The following is a 16,902-nucleotide window of genomic DNA, read 5'->3' on the forward strand; positions in this document are numbered from 1 at the left end:
TGGAACGCTTAAATCTTGAAACACCCGTGAGGTACTGCGATATCTAAGCAGAGCAAAAGGCGGCTCAATACTTAAATGGTAGCGGGCAAAGCCGCCATCCGAGCCTGCCAGCGCCGCCTGCGAAACCACCCCGCAGCGCTCGATTAACCCACCCTCTGCGGTGCTGATCGAGACCACCACCGGCAGGCCCAGCAAAGATTTGAGCTCTAAAGCGCCATCCGGTGAGAGGCAATCCAACTGATAGCGGTAGGCTTGGCTAACCCCCTCGCGGCCGCTAATACGCTGCGGTAAAAGCTGCTCACCTCAAGCCGAGCCATCGCCCAGTTGCAAGCTAATAAGGCGATTATCTTGATTAAAGGCTGCGGCGAAGGAGGATAGGATATCTTTTAACAAAGTCATGGCTTTCAGTCTGTGAAACATTGAGCCGATGTATTACACGCAACTGCAAGCATTAAAAATAATAATTACTTATTTATTACTTGCGGCGTAGGTGAATTGCAATATTGACATGCTGCAATTCATAAATTATTTTGCCAAATGATTTTTTGTATTATGTAAACGCGCACAAAAAATAAGTTTCATTCAGAGTGCGATAATAATTTTTTATTAGTTCCATTTTTTATTGATTATTTTATGAAAAAATTTAAACAACATGTGCTTGATTTATATTCCGCTATTTTGTCAATTATGTTGTTTATCAGTGGATGTGCTGCCGTTTATTTTTCATCAGGCTATATACACTTGCAGTGGCAGGCTTATCAAAGCCAGAATTGGCCGCATACAACGGCAATTGTTGAGAAAATTGACTTTATTTCATCCAAGCATAAGAACAAGGCGTTTTTTGAAACTCAAATTAATTACCAATATTTTTTGGCAGATCAAGCTTATCGTGGAGAGTATAAATCCGACCGTAGCGATACATTGGTGGAGCAACAGCAGCAATGGGCGGAGTATTCTGTAGGGAGCACGTTGAGCGTTGCTTATCAGCCATCCAATCCATCGGTGGTGTTCACACGTTTTGATCAGCTTCCGTGGTGGCTGCACACCATTAAAGGGGGTGGGGTATTGCTGTTGAGTATGCTGCTATTTGTGTTGGGGTGTGTGGCGATTTTATCCACAATGGGTGTTACATATAAAGAACGCCGCCCGAGCAAGCGTGAGCGAGCTGAATCGCAAAGGGCTAGGATTGATGCAATTGCCCGTAAAAAAGCGCAAGGCAAATGGCCTAAAAAAACATAAATGCACTTTGAATTGCTGCGGCCCTAATTGCTGCAATAAGCAACTCTATTTTTTACATTTTAGGCTAACTAAAGAAGCGTCACCCCCGCCGTATAGGGGATTTTGCATGCGCACTTATTCGTTTCTTATGACGTTATTCTTCTTGAATAGTAGCTGTCTCTAAGAACGGGCATGCCATCAAAAATATATACTTTTTCGGTAAGTGCAAAAATGCGCACGCCTGCTTGAAGTCCTTGGGCAATATAAAGTGGGCCATCGGGTACAACATAGTGTTGGGCAAATCCGGATGGCCGTATTTGCCCGAATTCACAGCATAAAAAATACACCGAGCTTGGGCCCCAAATGGCGAGCAGGTTGCGGGCATTAGTTAGTGACCATGCCGCGGCCGTGCTGGTGATTTCGCCTATGCTGGAGTGCGCACCTTGTGGGCATAGCTTTCCGGGGTAGGCATGCAGAATAAAAACAACCGAATCGATAGAGTTTAAAAGCCCCACCGATGCGGCAATGGCCATTTTGCTGTCTTCATCCAGCACATAGCCACTGGAGCTTCCCACTTTGGTAAAGGACATTCGCACAGCGCAACCGTCACCCGTGGGGGCCACGCCGCCAATGTGGTATATGTCGTCCGTCATGGCGGCAATTCGCTCGGCTTTCTTTTTGTCTGTGACTAGGGTGTAAAGCACAAGTCTCATGGATATATCTCTGTGCAGCGGGGTAAATAAAATATTAGCCCCAATTTTTCATATTAACGAAATATTTCCACATATTTACTGCCATTAAAATTATTGAGCCTACTTAAAGTGGTTTTAACCCATCACCCTTTAAGCCCACTAGCAAAGCCTTGCCGTCTGGATTAACTCTAAACTCACCATATTTGGCCACAGCCCAGCGCTGTGCTTCGCCCTCTTTAAAAAACCAAGCGTCACTGACTAATATCCAGCGGCCGTTTTTTGGGCTGAGCTCAACTTTGAATTCGCCTGCTGCCAGTGGCTCGCCGTGGTCGATACGCGGAGTGATCGCTATATTCTGCTTATCGCGCTTCATTACAATAAAAGGGCGGGATGGATTGTTTAAGTCGCCAAGAGATGGGGTATCAAAGGGGATTTGAAAGTTAAGCCGCATAAAATCGCCCTGCATCAAAGAACGTGGGTCGGCAGGGGCAAGGGCGATATAGAGCGGCTGGCCGTGCGCGATGAGGTTTTCTTTTTGCCAAATGCCAATATTGGCGACCAGTAGCGTTGCGGCTGCCGAGAGCACAATGCCAACTTTTTGCTTAGATGAAAAGGGCGGTGTTTGAGTGGGATGAGATGATTTTTTTGGAGCGAATGCCCGCCATGCAAGTGCGCCGAGCAGGCTGCCCGCCAGCATAAATAGCAGTGCTTTATTGGTGAGTGACCAACTGAGCTGATAATAAAACGCGCCAATAATCCATGTGGTGGCAAGGCCCGCTGTGCTTGCCACGCGCCAGCGTCCAGCGATTAGGCTGATGGACAGGGCCAACAATACTGCGCCAAGTGCGGGCATAAACCAAGCTAGCGCGACCAAGATGAGTGCCGCACCTGCATAGGGGCGCAGAACAGGCCAGTTGCGCCACAGTAACAATCCTGCAGCCAAGGCAAGGATGGATGAGCTAAGGGCGAATAAGCTACTGGCCGCTATCGATTGGGGAGCTACTTCATTCATTACTTCAGCAAAAACGCTATTACTCAGGCTGGCCCCCACGAGAAAAGTCATCCCTGAGCTAAAAGCCAGCCCTGCTAAAGCAACAAGTAACCAGCCAGTAAAAAATGATTCGAAAGCAGCGGCAACTAAAGCTTTTGCTCCATCGATAAGGAGCATGTGTTGCACGGTAATTGCAAGTAGCCACAGCAAAAGTAAGGCGTGCAGAGCAAGCCATAGCTCGGCATAAGCGCTGCTATGGCCGTTTTTAATGCAAAGAAGAATGGCGCTGCCGCTGAGGGCTGCAGATGCTGCGCCTAGTAAAACACGCAGCCATGGTCTAGGAATAGCCCAAGTCAGTCCTCCCGCTAGTAGCGCCAGCATGGCGCAAGCAAGGTGGTTGGGTAGATGCTCAAATAGGCCGTAGGCCAAGAGCGCTGACCCCACGATTAAGGCGGGGATGGCAAGTTGCTCTACAAAAAAAGGAATATCTTGCCCACGCAGTAGCAAAATAGCGGCAGCTAAAACTAACACCCCCACTAAGTAAGGCCCTGCCACGCTATGAATAATGGTGTCACCTAGCAAGAGCCCCACTACGATCAAGAGCGGAATCGCGGCCAGCCATGCACCTAGTGCAGTAAGCAGCACCACGGGCCAAGGGCGGCTTTCTGGTTTTTTAACGTGGGCATCGCTGGGCAAAATGCCTAGGGCGATGGCTTGTTTTAGGGGGTGATCTAAAGACGGATGGCTCATAAAAGGGCTGCCTGGCGCTTAGATAGGCGCAGTAAAGTGCTAACAGTAAAGGCGAGTAAGCCAGCAGCGATCAGGCCTATTAGTAAAATTGCGCCAATAAAATTATCGTGCTGGCCATTGTCAAACAGCAGCTTGACTAGGCCAGACACCAGCAGAATATTTAGACTTAAGCTAATGATGCTTAGCCCGTAGATATCGAAAGAAGCGGTTTGGGCCATGGCGATAGCGGCAAGGGCAAATAGCAGCAAACCCAGATAGTAAAGGGTGCTTGTATCGTGCATCAGCAGTGCCGTGAAGGCGCTACTGCAGATCATGATGCTGCTGAGGGTGATGGCGCTGCGAAAAGCCCAAAGGCCGCTGCCCTTTAAGTAGGGCATTTTAGGGCTGAGCATAAAACTAAGCAGCAGGGATGCGCTCCAGCCTAGCAAAAAAATGCGCGTATCTTCTGGTTGCAGTCGCCAGCTATGGCCGGTATGTGCGTAAATCCATAGTGAAATTCCCGTGCTGATAATCAGCGCCCAAGGTGCCCAGAGCGCATCGCTTCGGGCGCTTAAGCAAAGCGGCAGGGCCAATGCGCCCCATACTGCAAATAGCTGCCAGGGATCGGCCCCGGTTTGATAAGTTTGCCCAAAATAAGCAAATAGCCCGCCTATAGAAAGCAGCGCTAGCAGGGATAAAGGCAAGCGTGCTTTGCTTAGCCATAGCGCCGCCACACAACACAGCACGCAGAGCGATTGCAAAAGCACAAAGTGCCCCAGCCGCCCTAGGGTGTCCCAGTTGGCGGCAATCCAAAAAATCAGCCCTAAGCCAAACATCGCCGCAGCAGCCATTGCGATCCCGCGTGGCAAACGATCCGTCAGTGTTTTGGCATTGGCTTTGCTCAACGCGTGCAATTGCTGCGTGGCTGACGTGTTTAGCTGGTATTTGGCTGCCAATGCGTAAAGGGTAAGGCGATCCATGCTTATTCCTTTAGAGGCGCATTTAATTAACTAAATAGAGATTTTTAAATAAGCTATTAAGAATATTTGCCGTATTTATGTGACTAGGCACTATAAATTTTGCCATATCACCAAAGAGCGCGCTGGGGGCAAGGTATTGCTCAATCAGATGATATTCAGGGCGCTGTGCGTAGTCATCCCACAAGATAACTGCGCCAGGCTTAAGCCTCAGTAATGAATACAAAAAACATGGCACTCTAAATCGGCCATCAATGAGCACTAAGTCTGGCTCTGCTACTGCGGCCCATGCCAGCGCATAGTAATCAGGCCAGCGGCACTGCGCTGCTGCGCCCTCAGGGTAGCCCCAGTCACCGGTTGGGCCAATGTCGGCAAAAAGCAGCGTGGTTTGGCTGGCGGTTTGAATGCCCGCAATTTGGTCTGCCACTTTGTCTACCCACGCTTGGCTGGAATCAATGGCAACAATCTGTGGCACGCCCAGCCACGCCGCCAGCAGGGTGCTGCCGCCCATGCCAAATTCTAAATAGCTATGGGCTTGTTGCAATGCAGTTGTAAGCGCTTGTCGCTCGGCTTCGGGCATATGAGGCTTAGGGGGAGTAAGCATGGCGATAGCCTCATGAGAGGAGTGGCTTATTCCGACCATACGGCAAACTCGTTTCCCACTGGGTCTTTAAATTGAAAGCGCCGCCCGCCAGGAAAAGAAAAAATAGCCTTAATTAATTCTCCACCCGCAGCCAATACGGCGCTTTGCGTCGTTTCAAGTTGATTGCTGTATAAAACAATTAAGGGCGCGCCGCTTTGGCTAGAAATCGCTAAATCAGCGAAATAAAAGCCACCATCAATTCCTTCATTAGAAAAAGCGCAATATTCTGGCCCGTAATCCACAAATGCCCAGCCAAATACCTTGATAAAAAAGGCTTTGCTTTGGGCTAAATCTCTGGAAGGCATTTCAATATAATTCACTTTGTGATGCTGATGCATAAAGTGGCTCCAAGTAAATTTGGCGGTTAATGGGTATTTATAATAAAAACTGTACCTGTGTTGCCGGATTGCCGCTGGCTTTCCATGCATGCCAATGGCGCTGCAAGCGGTGAATTTTTTGCGCTAAGATTACGCTACTTACGTATTGGCTGATTTGATTGGTGCGAAGTATTTCATTGCCCCAATGGCTAACCGCTTGAGGGCAAAGCTCCCACGCCTGCGCAATATCAGAGAGCTGCCAAAGCCAGTAGGGCGATAAATGCCCATGCACTTGTAATAGCGTGGGGTTGATATCGGCCCCTAGGTGGGTGAGTTGTTCTTTCCAAATGCCACGGACATGAATGTTGGCGAATTCGCCATTAATTTCGGCACTGCGCTGCCGTATATGCTGGCGATAACGAACTAATGGCAGGCCTAAATTAGCCAATTGTCCGTATTGGCTGAGGCGAATTACAAAGTCCCAATCTTGGGCCATATCCATTTTTTCTGTGTATTGAACACCACTGGCCAACCAAAGCGCACGATTAAGCATCATGGCGGGCTGGGCCATAGCACAATAAAATAAATTATCCACGCATATGTCTTGATGCGACAAAGGAAATAAACGCATTAATTCGTCTTCACCCTCCTCATTAAACACCAGCATATCGCCCGATACGGCAATGACTTCTGGGTGGCGCTGTAAAAATAGCGCGCTTTCTATAAAACGCTGTGGCAGGCTAATATCATCTGCATCATGTAGGGCAATCCAATCTCCCGTTGCCGCCGCCATGCCTATATTTCGCGCATAAGACACGCCGTGATTACAGGGTAATTCAATCAGTTGAATCGATAGTAATGGGCTGGCCGCAGCTATTTCTGCTTGGTAATCATATTGGCTGCCGTCATTTACCAAAATGATATCTACGGCGCTAAAAATAGCAAATTGGCAGGCAGCCAAGCCCCTTAGCATTGCAGAAAAATGCTGAGGATCTGGGTTCATAAAAGGAATAACAATACTGAGTTTCATTTTTGGTCCGCTACTTAATTTAAGGCTCTGTGGCCAAAATACTCATAATAGCCCGCCATCCAGCTTCAGATTCTGGGCTTTTTGCGAAGGCTCGGCTCAGTAAATCACGCTGGCTAGTAGATAGTTTTTCTTCTAAATCTATGCCGGTTTGGCTGAGTGTAAGGCACTTTACCCGCCCGTCGTGCTTGGCGGTGCTGGCAATAATAAGGCCTTTTTCTTGCAGTTCTCTTAATGGCCGATTCAGCGCCTGCTTGGAAGTACCCAGCTTGGCTAAAAGGGTGTTAACCGACAGGCCCGCTTCACGCCCAACAAAATAAAGAATGCGGTGGTGCACTCGGGCTAGTTGTAAGGGGCTAAGCATTTCATCGGGCAGTGATGTAAAGGCGCGATAGCCATAAAACAGGAGTTCCAAGTCGGTTTTAAGTAAGTCTGTATTCATTTTGGTCATGGATGCGTGCACTTGAGCCTAGTTGCTTGACATAGTAGCGGAGTCTAGTGCATAAATAGGTCATATGTATTGACCTATGGGCATCGGGCTATGTTTGCAACACGTATTAATCGGCTAACTTCCTCATTAGTGAGAGATATTTTAGCTGCGGCTTCGCAGCCCGGCATTATTTCTTTTGCAGGGGGCTTACCAGCCAGCGAAGCCCTGTTTAAGGCGGATCAAAATACCTTAAGCCAGTTGCCAGATGATATTTGGCAATATGGGCAAACCGAGGGTGAGCCTGCACTGCGTCAGCAAGTGGCTTTACGTGCTAAAGCACTGGGTATTGACTGTACTGCGGAGCAAGTATTGATTGTAAACGGCTCGCAACAGGGGATTGATCTTGTTAGTAAGCTAATGGTGAGTGAAGGCACGCGCATACTAACCGAATCGCCAACTTACCTAGCTGCCTTACAGGTGTTTCGCTTGTTTGGTGGTGAGTTTGTGAGTACCCAGCAAGATGAGCAAGGCATTTTGCCGGAAGCTTTGGCAGAATGTGATGCCCGCTTGGCCTACTTGGTGCCCACATTTCAAAATCCAACAGGGCGATGTTATTCAAAAGAGCGCCGTCAGGCTTTGGCCGAGGCGTTTGATCGGCACGCTATGCTGGTGTTTGAGGATGATCCTTACCGAGATCTTTCTTTTGATGGCCCTGCACCTGAGCCTATTGTCTCACAGCTCAAAAAGGCGCTTTGGGTGTATCAAGGATCGTTTTCTAAAACGCTTGCTCCAGGATTACGTCTTGGTTATCTTGTTGCGCACCCCGAGCTTGTTTTGCCACTAACACGGCTTAAGCAAGCCGCTGATTTGCATAGCAATCGCCTCAGCCAAGCCATTGTGGCGCAAGTTTTGGCCGATGGTAGCTTAGATCGGCATATTAGTAGTATTTTGCCTTTGTATCGGCAGAAGCGTGATTTTATGCATGCTTGCTTACAGCGCCATTTGGGGGATAAAGCCCATTGGGAAAAGCCAATTGGAGGTTTGTTTTTTTGGCTAACACTCAATACCCAACAAGATACGATGCATCTAATGCGCACCGCATTAGATGCAGGCCTGGCGATTATGCCTGGCGCAGCTTTTGATCCAGTGCCGCAGCCATCTGCAACACTAAGGCTTAATTTTAGCCATGCCAGTATCGAGCAAATTGAGCAGGGCGTGTGCTTACTAGCCCGATTGCTGAATTAAAAGAATAAGATAAATAGCAGGTCAGTTTGTGTGTTGTGGGGGCAAGAAAGGCAATTCAATACTAGTGTGTAAATGCACCCTATTGTTATTGAGTTTGCTTTGGAGTCTAAATAATGAAACTGCCACTCTGGTTTGCTATTTGCTGTTTTTGTAGCTCAGTATTTGCACTAGAAGCCCCAGGTGGGGCTGTTATCCTTACTGTTTCTGGAAATGTAAGTCAGCCTAATCGTGGTAAAGAGGCTGTATTTACCATGGATCAGCTAACAAAGCTCCCCCAAATTAGTTTCACTACGCAAACACCTTGGTATGACAAGCCGGTTAAGTTTACTGGGCCTCTTTTAAAAGATGTATTAGCGGCGGCGGGAGCAAAGGGTGAAAAAATCACCTTGATCGCCCTAAATGACTATCGTGTAGAAATACCTTATTCCGATGTGGCGCATTACCCTGTGGTATTGGCGCGGCTAATGAATGATAAGCCTATGCCTATTCGGGAGAAAGGCCCGCTATTTATTGTATATCCCTATGATAAACATGAGGAGCTACAAAAAGAGCTGTATTACACGCGATCTATTTGGCAACTCTCAAAAATAAATATGCAATAAGGGGGAGCTATGGATCACAGCAAGCGGCTGCTATGGCTCATCATTAGTAGTTTGGTCGCTGTCTATGCCGCAATTGCCGTTTTGCAAGTGATTCAATTTAAAAGTTTAAATACAGCATTAGGGCGAGCAGATGACAACGCACTTTGGGCATTGATTCAATTACATGTAGATTATCAGCGATTTGAAAAAACATTTGAATTGCACTTACTAGATAAAAACAAAGTGCCGCTTGATGAATTAAAATTGCGCTACGAAATATTTGTTAGCCGGATAATAAATTGCCAAGCAGGCGCGCCAAAAGAGTTAATGCGGGGATTTCCTATTTTCTCTGAAACAGTCAAGGCATTAAATCAGTTTGTTAGCGAGGCGGATCATTACCTAGGAGCCTACCCAGATCGGCCCATTGCATCAGCTCAATTTGCGGGCTTATTACAAAGCTTTGCTCCTCCACTAGAAGATTTAATCCAAGAGTTGGATTTAAAAGCCGCTGTTGCTTCTGCCAATGTGGTGGATGGCCGCGGTGCCGAAGTAAAAAAGCAAATTATTTTCACTAGCACGCTGACGGGGTTTCAATGCTTACTAACCTTATTGCTGGCTTTTGCCATGTTGCGTCAGCATCGCCAGCGGGCCAAGGCGCAGGCCGATGCCCTGCAAAGCCAAACTGACTTGGTTTATGCATTAAAACGCAATGAAGAGGCGCTAGAGGCCAAAGTCTCTGAGCGAACCTCGGCTTTGGGCTTGGCCAACGATACATTGCAAGTGCAGCAAATAGAGCTAGAGCGGGCGCGCAATCATGCAGATCAAGCTTCGCAAATGAAATCCGAATTTTTAGCCAATATGAGCCATGAAATCCGCACCCCAATGAATGCGGTGATTGGCATGTCTTATTTGGTGCTTAAATCTAATCTTACATTTAAACAGCGTGATTATATTGAAAAAATTCAAAAATCTGGCCAGCATTTGCTAGGTATTATCAATGATATTCTGGATTTTTCTAAAATAGAATCTGGAAAATTAAAAATTGAAATGCTTGATTTTGAATTGGATAAAGTGCTGGATAATGTGGCTAATTTATTGCTAGATAAAGTGAATAGTAAAGGATTAGAGCTGGTTTTTGATATTGCCGCTGATGTACCCAGAACTTTGTGCGGTGATTCATTAAGGATCGAGCAAGTATTGATCAACTATATAAATAACGCGGTTAAATTTACACAAGAAGGGTGTGTGAAGTTAACTTGCAAAGTTTTAGAAAAAAACAATGAAGGTGTGCTGCTTTATTGGGCGGTGAGTGATACAGGGATTGGGATTGAGGCAAATCAAATTGAGCGTTTATTTCAATCCTTTCAGCAAGCAGATACCTCAATAACCCGTAAATATGGCGGGACGGGTTTAGGCTTGGCTATTTCTAAACAATTGGCCCAGCTGATGGGGGGCGAAGTAGGGTTGACTAGTGTTTGGGGCGAAGGCAGTGTTTTTTGGTTTACTACGCGCTTAAATATCAGCCGCTTGGTACCACGCTCCTTATTGCCGAGTGTAGATCTGCGCAACAAAGCCGTGCTGGTGGTGGATGATCAAGAAGACGCCGCCCGTGTTTTGGCCGAGTTATTATGCACCATGACTTTTCAGCCGAGTGTGGTGATGTCAGGGCAGGCCGCCGTGGCTCAGGTGAAACAGGCCGACGCAGCTGGCGCGCCATTTGCAGTGGTTTTTTTAGATTGGCGTATGCCGCAGATGGATGGCGCTGAAACAGCAAGAGCGATTCAATCTTTAGCCTTACAAGCACCACCGCAATTAGTGGTGGTCACTGCTTATGGGCGGGATGAGGTATTGAATGAAACACCCGCCAATCTGATTGATGATGTGTTAATCAAACCAGTAAGTGCCTCGCAATTATTTGATACCACCATGCGGGTATTGGGTAGCGCTAACGATAGAGCATCTTTTGCATTGTTAAATACATCTACACTAGAAATTGATTTATCAAGCATTCAAGGTGCGCGTATTTTATTAGTAGAGGATAACGATTTAAATCAACAAGTTGCCATCGATTTATTACATGATGCAGGATTCACCGTTGATTTGGCCGAAGATGGTCAACAAGCGGTTCAAAAAGTTCAACAAACAAGTTACGACTTAGTATTGATGGATATGCAAATGCCGGTGATGGATGGGCTGGAAGCCACCAAACAAATAAGGCTGTTACCGCAATATGCCAATGTATCGATTGTGGCAATGACGGCGAATGCCATGAAGGCAGACCAAGAGCGATGTATCGCTGCGGGAATGAATGATCACGTTGCCAAACCCATCGAGCCTAATGATCTGTGGTCAGCATTATTGCGCTGGATAAAACCACGGCCTGAAAATGCCAATAAGATGAATGGTGCGGCAATCGTAGCCAACAAATCTTTTGCATTAACCCATAAATTGGAATTGCTTAATATTGCGGGCTTAGATGTGAGTAATGGCCTGCGGCGAGTGCTAGGAAAAGAATCTTTATATTTGGAAATGCTTAGAAAATTTATTCATGGGCAATCCGCAATTATTGCGGAGATTAGCTTGGCCTTAGAGGAAAAAGATTACAGCACTGCCGAGCGCTTATTGCATAGCAGTAAATCCGTAGCAGGCAGTATTGGCGCTACAGAGCTAGCAGAGCTGGCCGCTGAATTAGAAAACGTTATTCGCTACCGCCCAACCGATCCAATGTGTAAGCCTATGCTGGAGGCGTTTTCTTCAGCCTTGATGAGTTTTTTGGTGGATTTAATTGTGGCATTAGATGGGGTAAAGCTAAGCGGCGATGAGGTGGAGCCTCAGGCGGCTGAAGCGCCTTTGGTGATGGCGGTAGACGATACCCCGATGAATCTGCTGCTGATTGATCGCATGCTAAAAAAAGAATTTCGGGTTGTTACCGCCAATAACGGCTTAGAGGCCCTAGATATGTTGGCTAAAACACCGCTGCCGCAGCTTATTTTATTGGATATCCTGATGCCAGAAATGGATGGCTATGAAGCTTGTCGGCAAATCAAGGCCAACCCAGCACTTTGCCATATTCCTATTATCTTTATGTCGGCCCGTTGCGAAGCAGAGGATGAGATCTTTGGCATGGAATTAGGCGCGATAGATTATATGACTAAGCCATTGTGCCTGCCTTTGGTGTTAAGCCGAGTGAAAGCGCATTTGGCCATGCAAGCGGTTAAACAAATCAATAAATAGCCTAGCTACAGACAGTTTGTATTAAAATTTTGATCTTTTATGCTTGTTTGTCCTTGGTTTTATGCGCAAAATGCTTGTCTGACTCGGGGTGCCGTAAGTGAATACGGCTGAGAAATACCCGTGACCTGATCTGGATAATGCCAGCGTAGGGATGTCGGCCATCCTTGATGGGCCGCCTGCGCCTGCCAAGGAACTCAAAATGTCTGACTTGCACACCATCCCACTTATCCCCCAATTTTCTTTGCGCCGTGTTGGCGAAGAGCTAGAACGCATGCGCGCCGCAGCGCCCTTGGTGCATTGCTTGACCAATGAAGTGGTGCAATCCATCACCGCAAATGTCTTACTCGCGCTCGGCACATCCCCTGCCATGATCGTGGCCGAGGTAGAAGTCACCGATTTTGCCGCGATGGCCGATGCGCTATTGATTAATGTCGGCACGCTTTACCCAGCGCGCCTTGCTGTGATGCAAGCGGCGGTAGCGGCGGCCAATACGGCAGGCACGCCTTGGGTGTTAGACCCCGTGGCAGCAGGCGTTTTGGCCTATCGAACCGATGCCTTGCACGCTTTAATACAAGAAAAACCAGCGGTGATTCGCGGCAATGCCTCAGAAATTATGTGCTTGGCAGGCGAATCCGCTAGCGGCAAGGGCGTAGATAGCACGGTGCAATCGGCCTCTGCCATTGCGGCTGCAAAGCGGCTGGCCCAGCAAACCGGCGCAATTGTGGCGGTAACGGGCGAGGTGGATTACGTTAGCGATGGTAAAGTCACCTGGGCGATTCCCTGGGGCCATGTTTTGATGACCCGCGTAGTGGGTACGGGCTGCGCCTTATCTGCCGTGGTGGCGGCCTTTGTGGCGGGTGCGCCTGATCGGCTTGCTGCAGTGGCCGCCGCCTGCGCCGTGATGGCGATTGCTGGGGAGCGCGCCGAATCAGCTTGCGATGGCCCCGGCACCTTTCTGCCCGCATTTTTAGATGCGCTGTATATCATGCAGCCCACTCTGTTAAAGGCGGCAGAAGAATGAAACTTTCTTTTGATTTATCGCTTTATTTGGTGCTAGATCCTGATCTATGCGGTGGCGAGCAGGGCATGGTGGCAACCGCTCTGGCCGCAGTGGCAGGGGGCGTGACCATCGTGCAACTGCGCGCACCTAATTGGAAAAAACGCCAGTGGGTGAGCGCCGCTCAGGCGCTTAAAAACGCGCTAAGGCCATTGAATATTCCCTTAATTATTAATGATCATATCGATGTGGCGCTGTTGGTGGATGCCGCCGGTGTGCATGTGGGCCAGCAGGATATCGCGCCAGAGATGGCTCGGCAGCTCATTGGGCCAAATAAAATATTGGGTTTGTCGACCTCTAATGCCGCCCATATCAAAGCTGTGCCACAGGGTTTGGTGGATTACATTGGCGTGGGGCCGGTGTTTGCCACCGGCACAAAATTAGACGCCTCCCCAGTCATCGGCCTAGAAGAATTTGCCACTCTGATGCAAATAAAATCCCTACCTGCCGTAGCAATCGGCGGCATAGGCTTGGGGCGGGTAGCCGGTTTACGTGCGGCGGGGGCTGATGGCGTAGCCGTGGTTTCGGCCATTTGTGGCCAGAACGACCCTCAGCAGGCAGCACAAGCTTTACGAAAGGAAATGGCTGCATATGATTTCTAATGCACTAAGGTTTCTGGGCCTGATTCGGCTTGCTATCTATTTACGCTGTGGTGCCTTGCAGCAGAAGGGAGTGGTTAATGATTGTTAATGCACTAAGGTTTCCGGGTCTGATTCGGCTTGCTATCTATTTACGCTGTGGTGCCTTGCAGCAGAAGGGAGTGGTTAATGATTGTTAATGCATTAACGATTGCCGGCTCTGATTCTGGCGGTGGCGCGGGGATTCAGGCCGATTTAAAAACTTTTTCGGCGCTGGGCGCTTATGGCATGAGCGTGATTACCGCGCTCACCGCACAAAACACCCAAGGCGTACACGCCGTTCACGCCGTGCCGCCTAACTTTGTTCTGGCGCAGCTTGATGCCGTATTGGCAGATATCCGCGTCGATAGCGTCAAGATTGGTATGCTAGCCAATGCAGAGATTGTTGCCGCCGTGGCACGGGGCTTACGCCAACATCGCCCGGCCTGCATAGTGCTCGATACCGTGATGATCGCCAAAGGCGGCCACCCACTGCTGTTGCCAGAAGCCATCGCCGGCATTCGCAATGAGCTGCTGCCTTTGGCTGATTTGATTACCCCCAATTTACCTGAGGCTGCCGCATTGCTAGGCTGCGCCGAGGCACAAACTGAACAGCAGATGCAAGAGCAAGGCCACGCCTTGCTGCAAATGGGCGCGCAAGCCGTGCTTATGAAGGGAGGGCATTTAGGTGGCAATGAAAGCCCCGATTGGCTAATTACCACCGCTGGTGCCACCCGCTTTGCAGCAGCGCGCATTCCCACCCAACACACTCACGGCACCGGCTGCACCTTATCCGCAGCCCTTGCCGCATTGCGGCCCAAACACCCAGACTGGCCCAGCACCGTACACGCAGCAAAAAGCTATCTACTTGCCGCCATTGCCGCCGCAGATCAATTACAAGTAGGGCAGGGAATAGGGCCGGTGCAGCATTTTCATGCGTGGTGGTGAGTGGGGTACTTGTTTTGTGTTATCCGCGCTACGATATGGATCAGTTCGCTTCTAATATGTTTGTATGCAATACATGGCTTTGCTTGAACAAAGTCATAACCAAGTAAGCCCTCGTAGCGTGGAAAAACTAAACTGCTTCGCCTACCTTTAGGTTTATTTAATGTTTTTAAATAAATAGGATTAGCTTTTATCTGCTTCAAGAAAAGAATTTTTAAATAAGGATTTAATATGTCAATGATCGGTAATTTTTTAGCCATCCCGCAGGATGAATTAGATGCTTTATACGATGAATCTGGAGAAATCGCCGCGGTATTAGATGGCGAATATGCAGCGCAAATTATTGATATTGATAAAGCATGGCATGGTATTCATTTTATGCTGACAGAAAACAGCGCAGCGTCTTCACCTTTAGCCCATGCCGTATTGGGAATTAAAAAAATTGGCGAAGAAGACGTAGGCTATGGCCCTGCCCACGGCATCTCTGCCGCCAGCGTAAAAGAAATCGCTAGGGGGCTAAACGCCATCTCTGATGAAGCATTCCGCGCCATGTTTGATGTCGAAGCAATGACAAATTCCGGGGTTTACCCCGATATTTGGGATGAAGGAGATGATGCACTGGCGTTTCTGCTAAGCAATTTCAAAGTATTGCAGCGCTTTTATACTGACGCAGCAAAAGCAGGTAAGGCGGCGATTAGTTTTCTGAATTGATTATTTATGCGCTCTATAAACTAAGTCTTAAGATGACTTTGCGAAGTTCACATGAACTTCGCAAATAAAAAAACGAGGGTGTGTACACCCCTTTGATACAAGATGAATGCCTTGGAATGATCGCATCTACCCCTTGTTTATTCTTCGCAAGCCATTATGCGGGGCTTAATACCACCCTTTGCCCCCACCAAACTCCTGCCAGGGCCAGTGTTCCGCCAATCGCATGGTAAGTATAAAGTTGTTCGCCCATGAGGGGGGATGCGGCTAGTGCTACAAAGAGGGGGAGTAGGTTCATGTAGAGGCTGGCGCGGGCGGGGCCGAGGATTTTTATGCCACTCATCCAGCAAAACGGTGCGCCGATGGAGGCGGGGATGCCGGCGTACAAAATCAGCGGGATATTTTGCGCGGTAATGGGTGATGCGGGGGCCAGCCACCAGAAGGGCAGTAACATCAAAATGCCAAAACCGGCCTGCACATAAAGCTGCTGCCACGTGGATAGCGGTAGCGCCCAGCGTTTCAGCAATACGCCGTAAAGTGCGTTCGATGCCACAGCGATTAGCATCAGCCCATCGCCTAGCTGCACTGCGCCGTGTAGTAAGGTGGCGGGTTGGCCGTGGGTGCAGAGTATCAGTAGCCCGATGAGTGATAATCCCACTCCGCCCAGCCGTGCGGCACTGAGTGCATCCCCGGCAAATAGGCTGGCTAGCAAGGTGGAAAACAGCGGCATTAAAGCCACGACCACACCCATATGGATGGCCGAGGTGGTTTTTGCCGCTTCATAAGCCAGCCCCTGATACATGCCCATGCCTAAACACCCTAAGAAAGCGAGCTTGGGCCAGTGCGCCGCCACAATAGCGCGTTGCCGCCATACGGCGCGCAATACAAACGGCGTTAAAACCAAGCCCGCCAGCAGCCAGCGGTAAAAAGCAATGGCCGCTGGCTCGATCACCACGGCGGCGGCTTTGGTGACCAGCGTGTTGCCTGTCCAGATCAGGACGGCCAGCAGAGGGAAGAAAGAAAAGTTGGCTGCGGCTGGGGCTGCATGGGTGATTGTTCGCATGATGGTGGGGCTCTCATAAGAAGATAGCCCTATCGTCCCGCAAGCCTTACTGTTGTGTAAATTGACATTATTGCAATCTATTGCTGCATTTTTTGCATGAATGCAGTTAACGTTTCAATGACTAAGTTTTGCAGGGGATTTAGACAACGGTGTGTCGCTTTGTTGACGCCGACCGAAAACTGACCCACGGGGATGCGGATAAAATATTGGACTACTAGGGGATAGTTCATGTATTCGTACGAAGATAGATTGCGTGCTGTTCAGCTATACATTCAACTTGGAAAGCACGTCGGGCCAACTATCCGCCAGCTGGGTTATCCAACCAAGAATGCCTTGAAAGGCTGGTATCGGGAATACGAACAAATGCTTGACCTGCCAGCGGGCTATGCACGTAGGAAACAAAGATACTTGCAAGCACAGAAGGAGGT

At 48.6% G+C, this 16,902-nt stretch carries 17 protein-coding genes, 1 pseudogene and 1 riboswitch; of the genes and pseudogenes, 9 read left to right on the forward strand and 9 right to left on the reverse strand.

What is annotated here, in order from left to right; genetic code table 11:
• The coding region (locus Q0R17_RS07350; RefSeq protein ID WP_293933523.1) for a contractile injection system protein, VgrG/Pvc8 family at positions 1 to 279 on the reverse strand (279 nt) is incomplete at its 3' end.
• A 354-nt stretch (positions 280 to 633) separates the two neighbouring features.
• On the opposite strand from Q0R17_RS07350, the gene Q0R17_RS07355 reads away from it, so the two are divergent.
• Entirely contained in the window at positions 634 to 1,239 is a 606-nt protein-coding gene (locus tag Q0R17_RS07355; RefSeq protein ID WP_293933493.1) for a DUF3592 domain-containing protein, read from the forward strand.
• Positions 1,240 to 1,364: 125 nt separating this feature from the next.
• Here Q0R17_RS07355 and Q0R17_RS07360 read toward each other — a convergent pair whose 3' ends face one another.
• The 7 genes from Q0R17_RS07360 to Q0R17_RS07390 all read right to left on the reverse strand — a co-directional run bounded on the left by Q0R17_RS07360 (position 1,365) and on the right by Q0R17_RS07390 (position 7,045).
• On the reverse strand, positions 1,365 to 1,931 hold the full coding sequence (locus Q0R17_RS07360; RefSeq protein ID WP_293933495.1) for a hypothetical protein: 567 nt from the start codon (positions 1,929 to 1,931) through the stop codon (positions 1,365 to 1,367).
• Between the two features lie 103 nt (positions 1,932 to 2,034).
• Positions 2,035 to 3,651 carry a GDYXXLXY domain-containing protein gene (locus Q0R17_RS07365; protein ID WP_293933497.1) on the reverse strand — a complete coding sequence of 539 codons (1,617 nt, stop codon included), beginning with the start codon at positions 3,649 to 3,651 and terminating at the stop codon, positions 2,035 to 2,037.
• Positions 3,648 to 4,610, reverse strand: a complete 963-nt coding sequence (locus tag Q0R17_RS07370; RefSeq protein WP_293933499.1) for a DUF2157 domain-containing protein — start codon at positions 4,608 to 4,610, stop codon at positions 3,648 to 3,650. The genes Q0R17_RS07365 and Q0R17_RS07370 overlap by 4 nt, the downstream gene beginning before the upstream one ends.
• A gap of 22 nt (positions 4,611 to 4,632) precedes the next feature.
• Positions 4,633 to 5,211, reverse strand: a complete 579-nt coding sequence (locus Q0R17_RS07375; RefSeq protein WP_293933500.1) for a hypothetical protein — start codon at positions 5,209 to 5,211, stop codon at positions 4,633 to 4,635.
• 26 nt (positions 5,212 to 5,237) lie between these two features.
• On the reverse strand, positions 5,238 to 5,588 hold the full coding sequence (locus Q0R17_RS07380; protein WP_293933503.1) for a VOC family protein: 351 nt from the start codon (positions 5,586 to 5,588) through the stop codon (positions 5,238 to 5,240).
• 37 nt (positions 5,589 to 5,625) lie between these two features.
• Entirely contained in the window at positions 5,626 to 6,597 is a 972-nt protein-coding gene (locus Q0R17_RS07385) for a glycosyltransferase (protein WP_293933505.1), read from the reverse strand.
• Positions 6,598 to 6,616: 19 nt separating this feature from the next.
• A complete protein-coding gene (locus Q0R17_RS07390) occupies positions 6,617 to 7,045 on the reverse strand; it encodes a MarR family winged helix-turn-helix transcriptional regulator (RefSeq protein ID WP_293933506.1) in 429 nt (142 codons plus the stop codon).
• A gap of 90 nt (positions 7,046 to 7,135) precedes the next feature.
• Here Q0R17_RS07390 and Q0R17_RS07395 point away from each other — a divergent pair, with 90 nt between their 5' ends.
• The 7 genes from Q0R17_RS07395 to Q0R17_RS07425 all read left to right on the forward strand — a co-directional run bounded on the left by Q0R17_RS07395 (position 7,136) and on the right by Q0R17_RS07425 (position 15,414).
• The gene (locus Q0R17_RS07395) at positions 7,136 to 8,269 is read left to right on the forward strand and encodes a PLP-dependent aminotransferase family protein (protein WP_293933508.1); all 1,134 of its coding nucleotides are present in this window, start codon (positions 7,136 to 7,138) and stop codon (positions 8,267 to 8,269) included.
• A gap of 113 nt (positions 8,270 to 8,382) precedes the next feature.
• Positions 8,383 to 8,871 carry a molybdopterin-dependent oxidoreductase gene (locus tag Q0R17_RS07400; protein WP_293933510.1) on the forward strand — a complete coding sequence of 163 codons (489 nt, stop codon included), beginning with the start codon at positions 8,383 to 8,385 and terminating at the stop codon, positions 8,869 to 8,871.
• A gap of 9 nt (positions 8,872 to 8,880) precedes the next feature.
• Entirely contained in the window at positions 8,881 to 12,084 is a 3,204-nt protein-coding gene (locus tag Q0R17_RS07405; RefSeq protein ID WP_293933511.1) for a response regulator, read from the forward strand.
• 74 nt (positions 12,085 to 12,158) lie between these two features.
• Positions 12,159 to 12,253, forward strand: a riboswitch (TPP riboswitch).
• A gap of 30 nt (positions 12,254 to 12,283) precedes the next feature.
• Entirely contained in the window at positions 12,284 to 13,105 is an 822-nt protein-coding gene (thiM, locus tag Q0R17_RS07410) for a hydroxyethylthiazole kinase (protein WP_293933512.1), read from the forward strand.
• Positions 13,102 to 13,743, forward strand: coding sequence for a thiamine phosphate synthase (gene thiE, locus Q0R17_RS07415; protein WP_293933514.1), 642 nt, complete (start codon positions 13,102 to 13,104; stop codon positions 13,741 to 13,743). Before thiM ends, thiE begins: the two co-directional genes overlap by 4 nt.
• A gap of 165 nt (positions 13,744 to 13,908) precedes the next feature.
• A complete protein-coding gene (gene thiD, locus Q0R17_RS07420; RefSeq protein ID WP_293933516.1) occupies positions 13,909 to 14,706 on the forward strand; it encodes a bifunctional hydroxymethylpyrimidine kinase/phosphomethylpyrimidine kinase in 798 nt (265 codons plus the stop codon).
• A 228-nt stretch (positions 14,707 to 14,934) separates the two neighbouring features.
• The gene (locus tag Q0R17_RS07425) at positions 14,935 to 15,414 is read left to right on the forward strand and encodes a YfbM family protein (protein WP_293933518.1); all 480 of its coding nucleotides are present in this window, start codon (positions 14,935 to 14,937) and stop codon (positions 15,412 to 15,414) included.
• Positions 15,415 to 15,568: 154 nt separating this feature from the next.
• On the opposite strand, the gene Q0R17_RS07430 is transcribed toward Q0R17_RS07425, so the two are convergent.
• On the reverse strand, positions 15,569 to 16,474 hold the full coding sequence (locus tag Q0R17_RS07430; RefSeq protein ID WP_293933520.1) for a DMT family transporter: 906 nt from the start codon (positions 16,472 to 16,474) through the stop codon (positions 15,569 to 15,571).
• Between the two features lie 228 nt (positions 16,475 to 16,702).
• Here Q0R17_RS07430 and Q0R17_RS07435 point away from each other — a divergent pair.
• Positions 16,703 to 16,902: pseudogene (locus Q0R17_RS07435) on the forward strand (IS3 family transposase); the annotation flags it as partial.

Origin of the sequence: Iodobacter sp., assembly GCF_025352645.1 — a bacterium.
Classification (GTDB): Bacteria; Pseudomonadota; Gammaproteobacteria; order Burkholderiales; family Chitinibacteraceae; genus Iodobacter.

Bases quoted from the DNA above. Each gene is read 5' to 3' on its own strand.
- Q0R17_RS07355 (WP_293933493.1), top strand. From the start codon at position 634: ATGAAAAAATTTAAACAACATGTGCTTGATTTATATTCCGCTATTTTG.
- Q0R17_RS07360 (WP_293933495.1), bottom strand. From the start codon at position 1,931: ATGAGACTTGTGCTTTACACCCTAGTCACAGACAAAAAGAAAGCCGAG.
- Q0R17_RS07365 (WP_293933497.1), bottom strand. From the start codon at position 3,651: ATGAGCCATCCGTCTTTAGATCACCCCCTAAAACAAGCCATCGCCCTA.
- Q0R17_RS07370 (WP_293933499.1), bottom strand. From the start codon at position 4,610: ATGGATCGCCTTACCCTTTACGCATTGGCAGCCAAATACCAGCTAAAC.
- Q0R17_RS07375 (WP_293933500.1), bottom strand. From the start codon at position 5,211: ATGCTTACTCCCCCTAAGCCTCATATGCCCGAAGCCGAGCGACAAGCG.
- Q0R17_RS07380 (WP_293933503.1), bottom strand. From the start codon at position 5,588: ATGCATCAGCATCACAAAGTGAATTATATTGAAATGCCTTCCAGAGAT.
- Q0R17_RS07385 (WP_293933505.1), bottom strand. From the start codon at position 6,597: ATGAAACTCAGTATTGTTATTCCTTTTATGAACCCAGATCCTCAGCAT.
- Q0R17_RS07390 (WP_293933506.1), bottom strand. From the start codon at position 7,045: ATGACCAAAATGAATACAGACTTACTTAAAACCGACTTGGAACTCCTG.
- Q0R17_RS07395 (WP_293933508.1), top strand. From the start codon at position 7,136: ATGTTTGCAACACGTATTAATCGGCTAACTTCCTCATTAGTGAGAGAT.
- Q0R17_RS07400 (WP_293933510.1), top strand. From the start codon at position 8,383: ATGAAACTGCCACTCTGGTTTGCTATTTGCTGTTTTTGTAGCTCAGTA.
- Q0R17_RS07405 (WP_293933511.1), top strand. From the start codon at position 8,881: ATGGATCACAGCAAGCGGCTGCTATGGCTCATCATTAGTAGTTTGGTC.
- thiM (WP_293933512.1), top strand. From the start codon at position 12,284: ATGTCTGACTTGCACACCATCCCACTTATCCCCCAATTTTCTTTGCGC.
- thiE (WP_293933514.1), top strand. From the start codon at position 13,102: ATGAAACTTTCTTTTGATTTATCGCTTTATTTGGTGCTAGATCCTGAT.
- thiD (WP_293933516.1), top strand. From the start codon at position 13,909: ATGATTGTTAATGCATTAACGATTGCCGGCTCTGATTCTGGCGGTGGC.
- Q0R17_RS07425 (WP_293933518.1), top strand. From the start codon at position 14,935: ATGTCAATGATCGGTAATTTTTTAGCCATCCCGCAGGATGAATTAGAT.
- Q0R17_RS07430 (WP_293933520.1), bottom strand. From the start codon at position 16,474: ATGCGAACAATCACCCATGCAGCCCCAGCCGCAGCCAACTTTTCTTTC.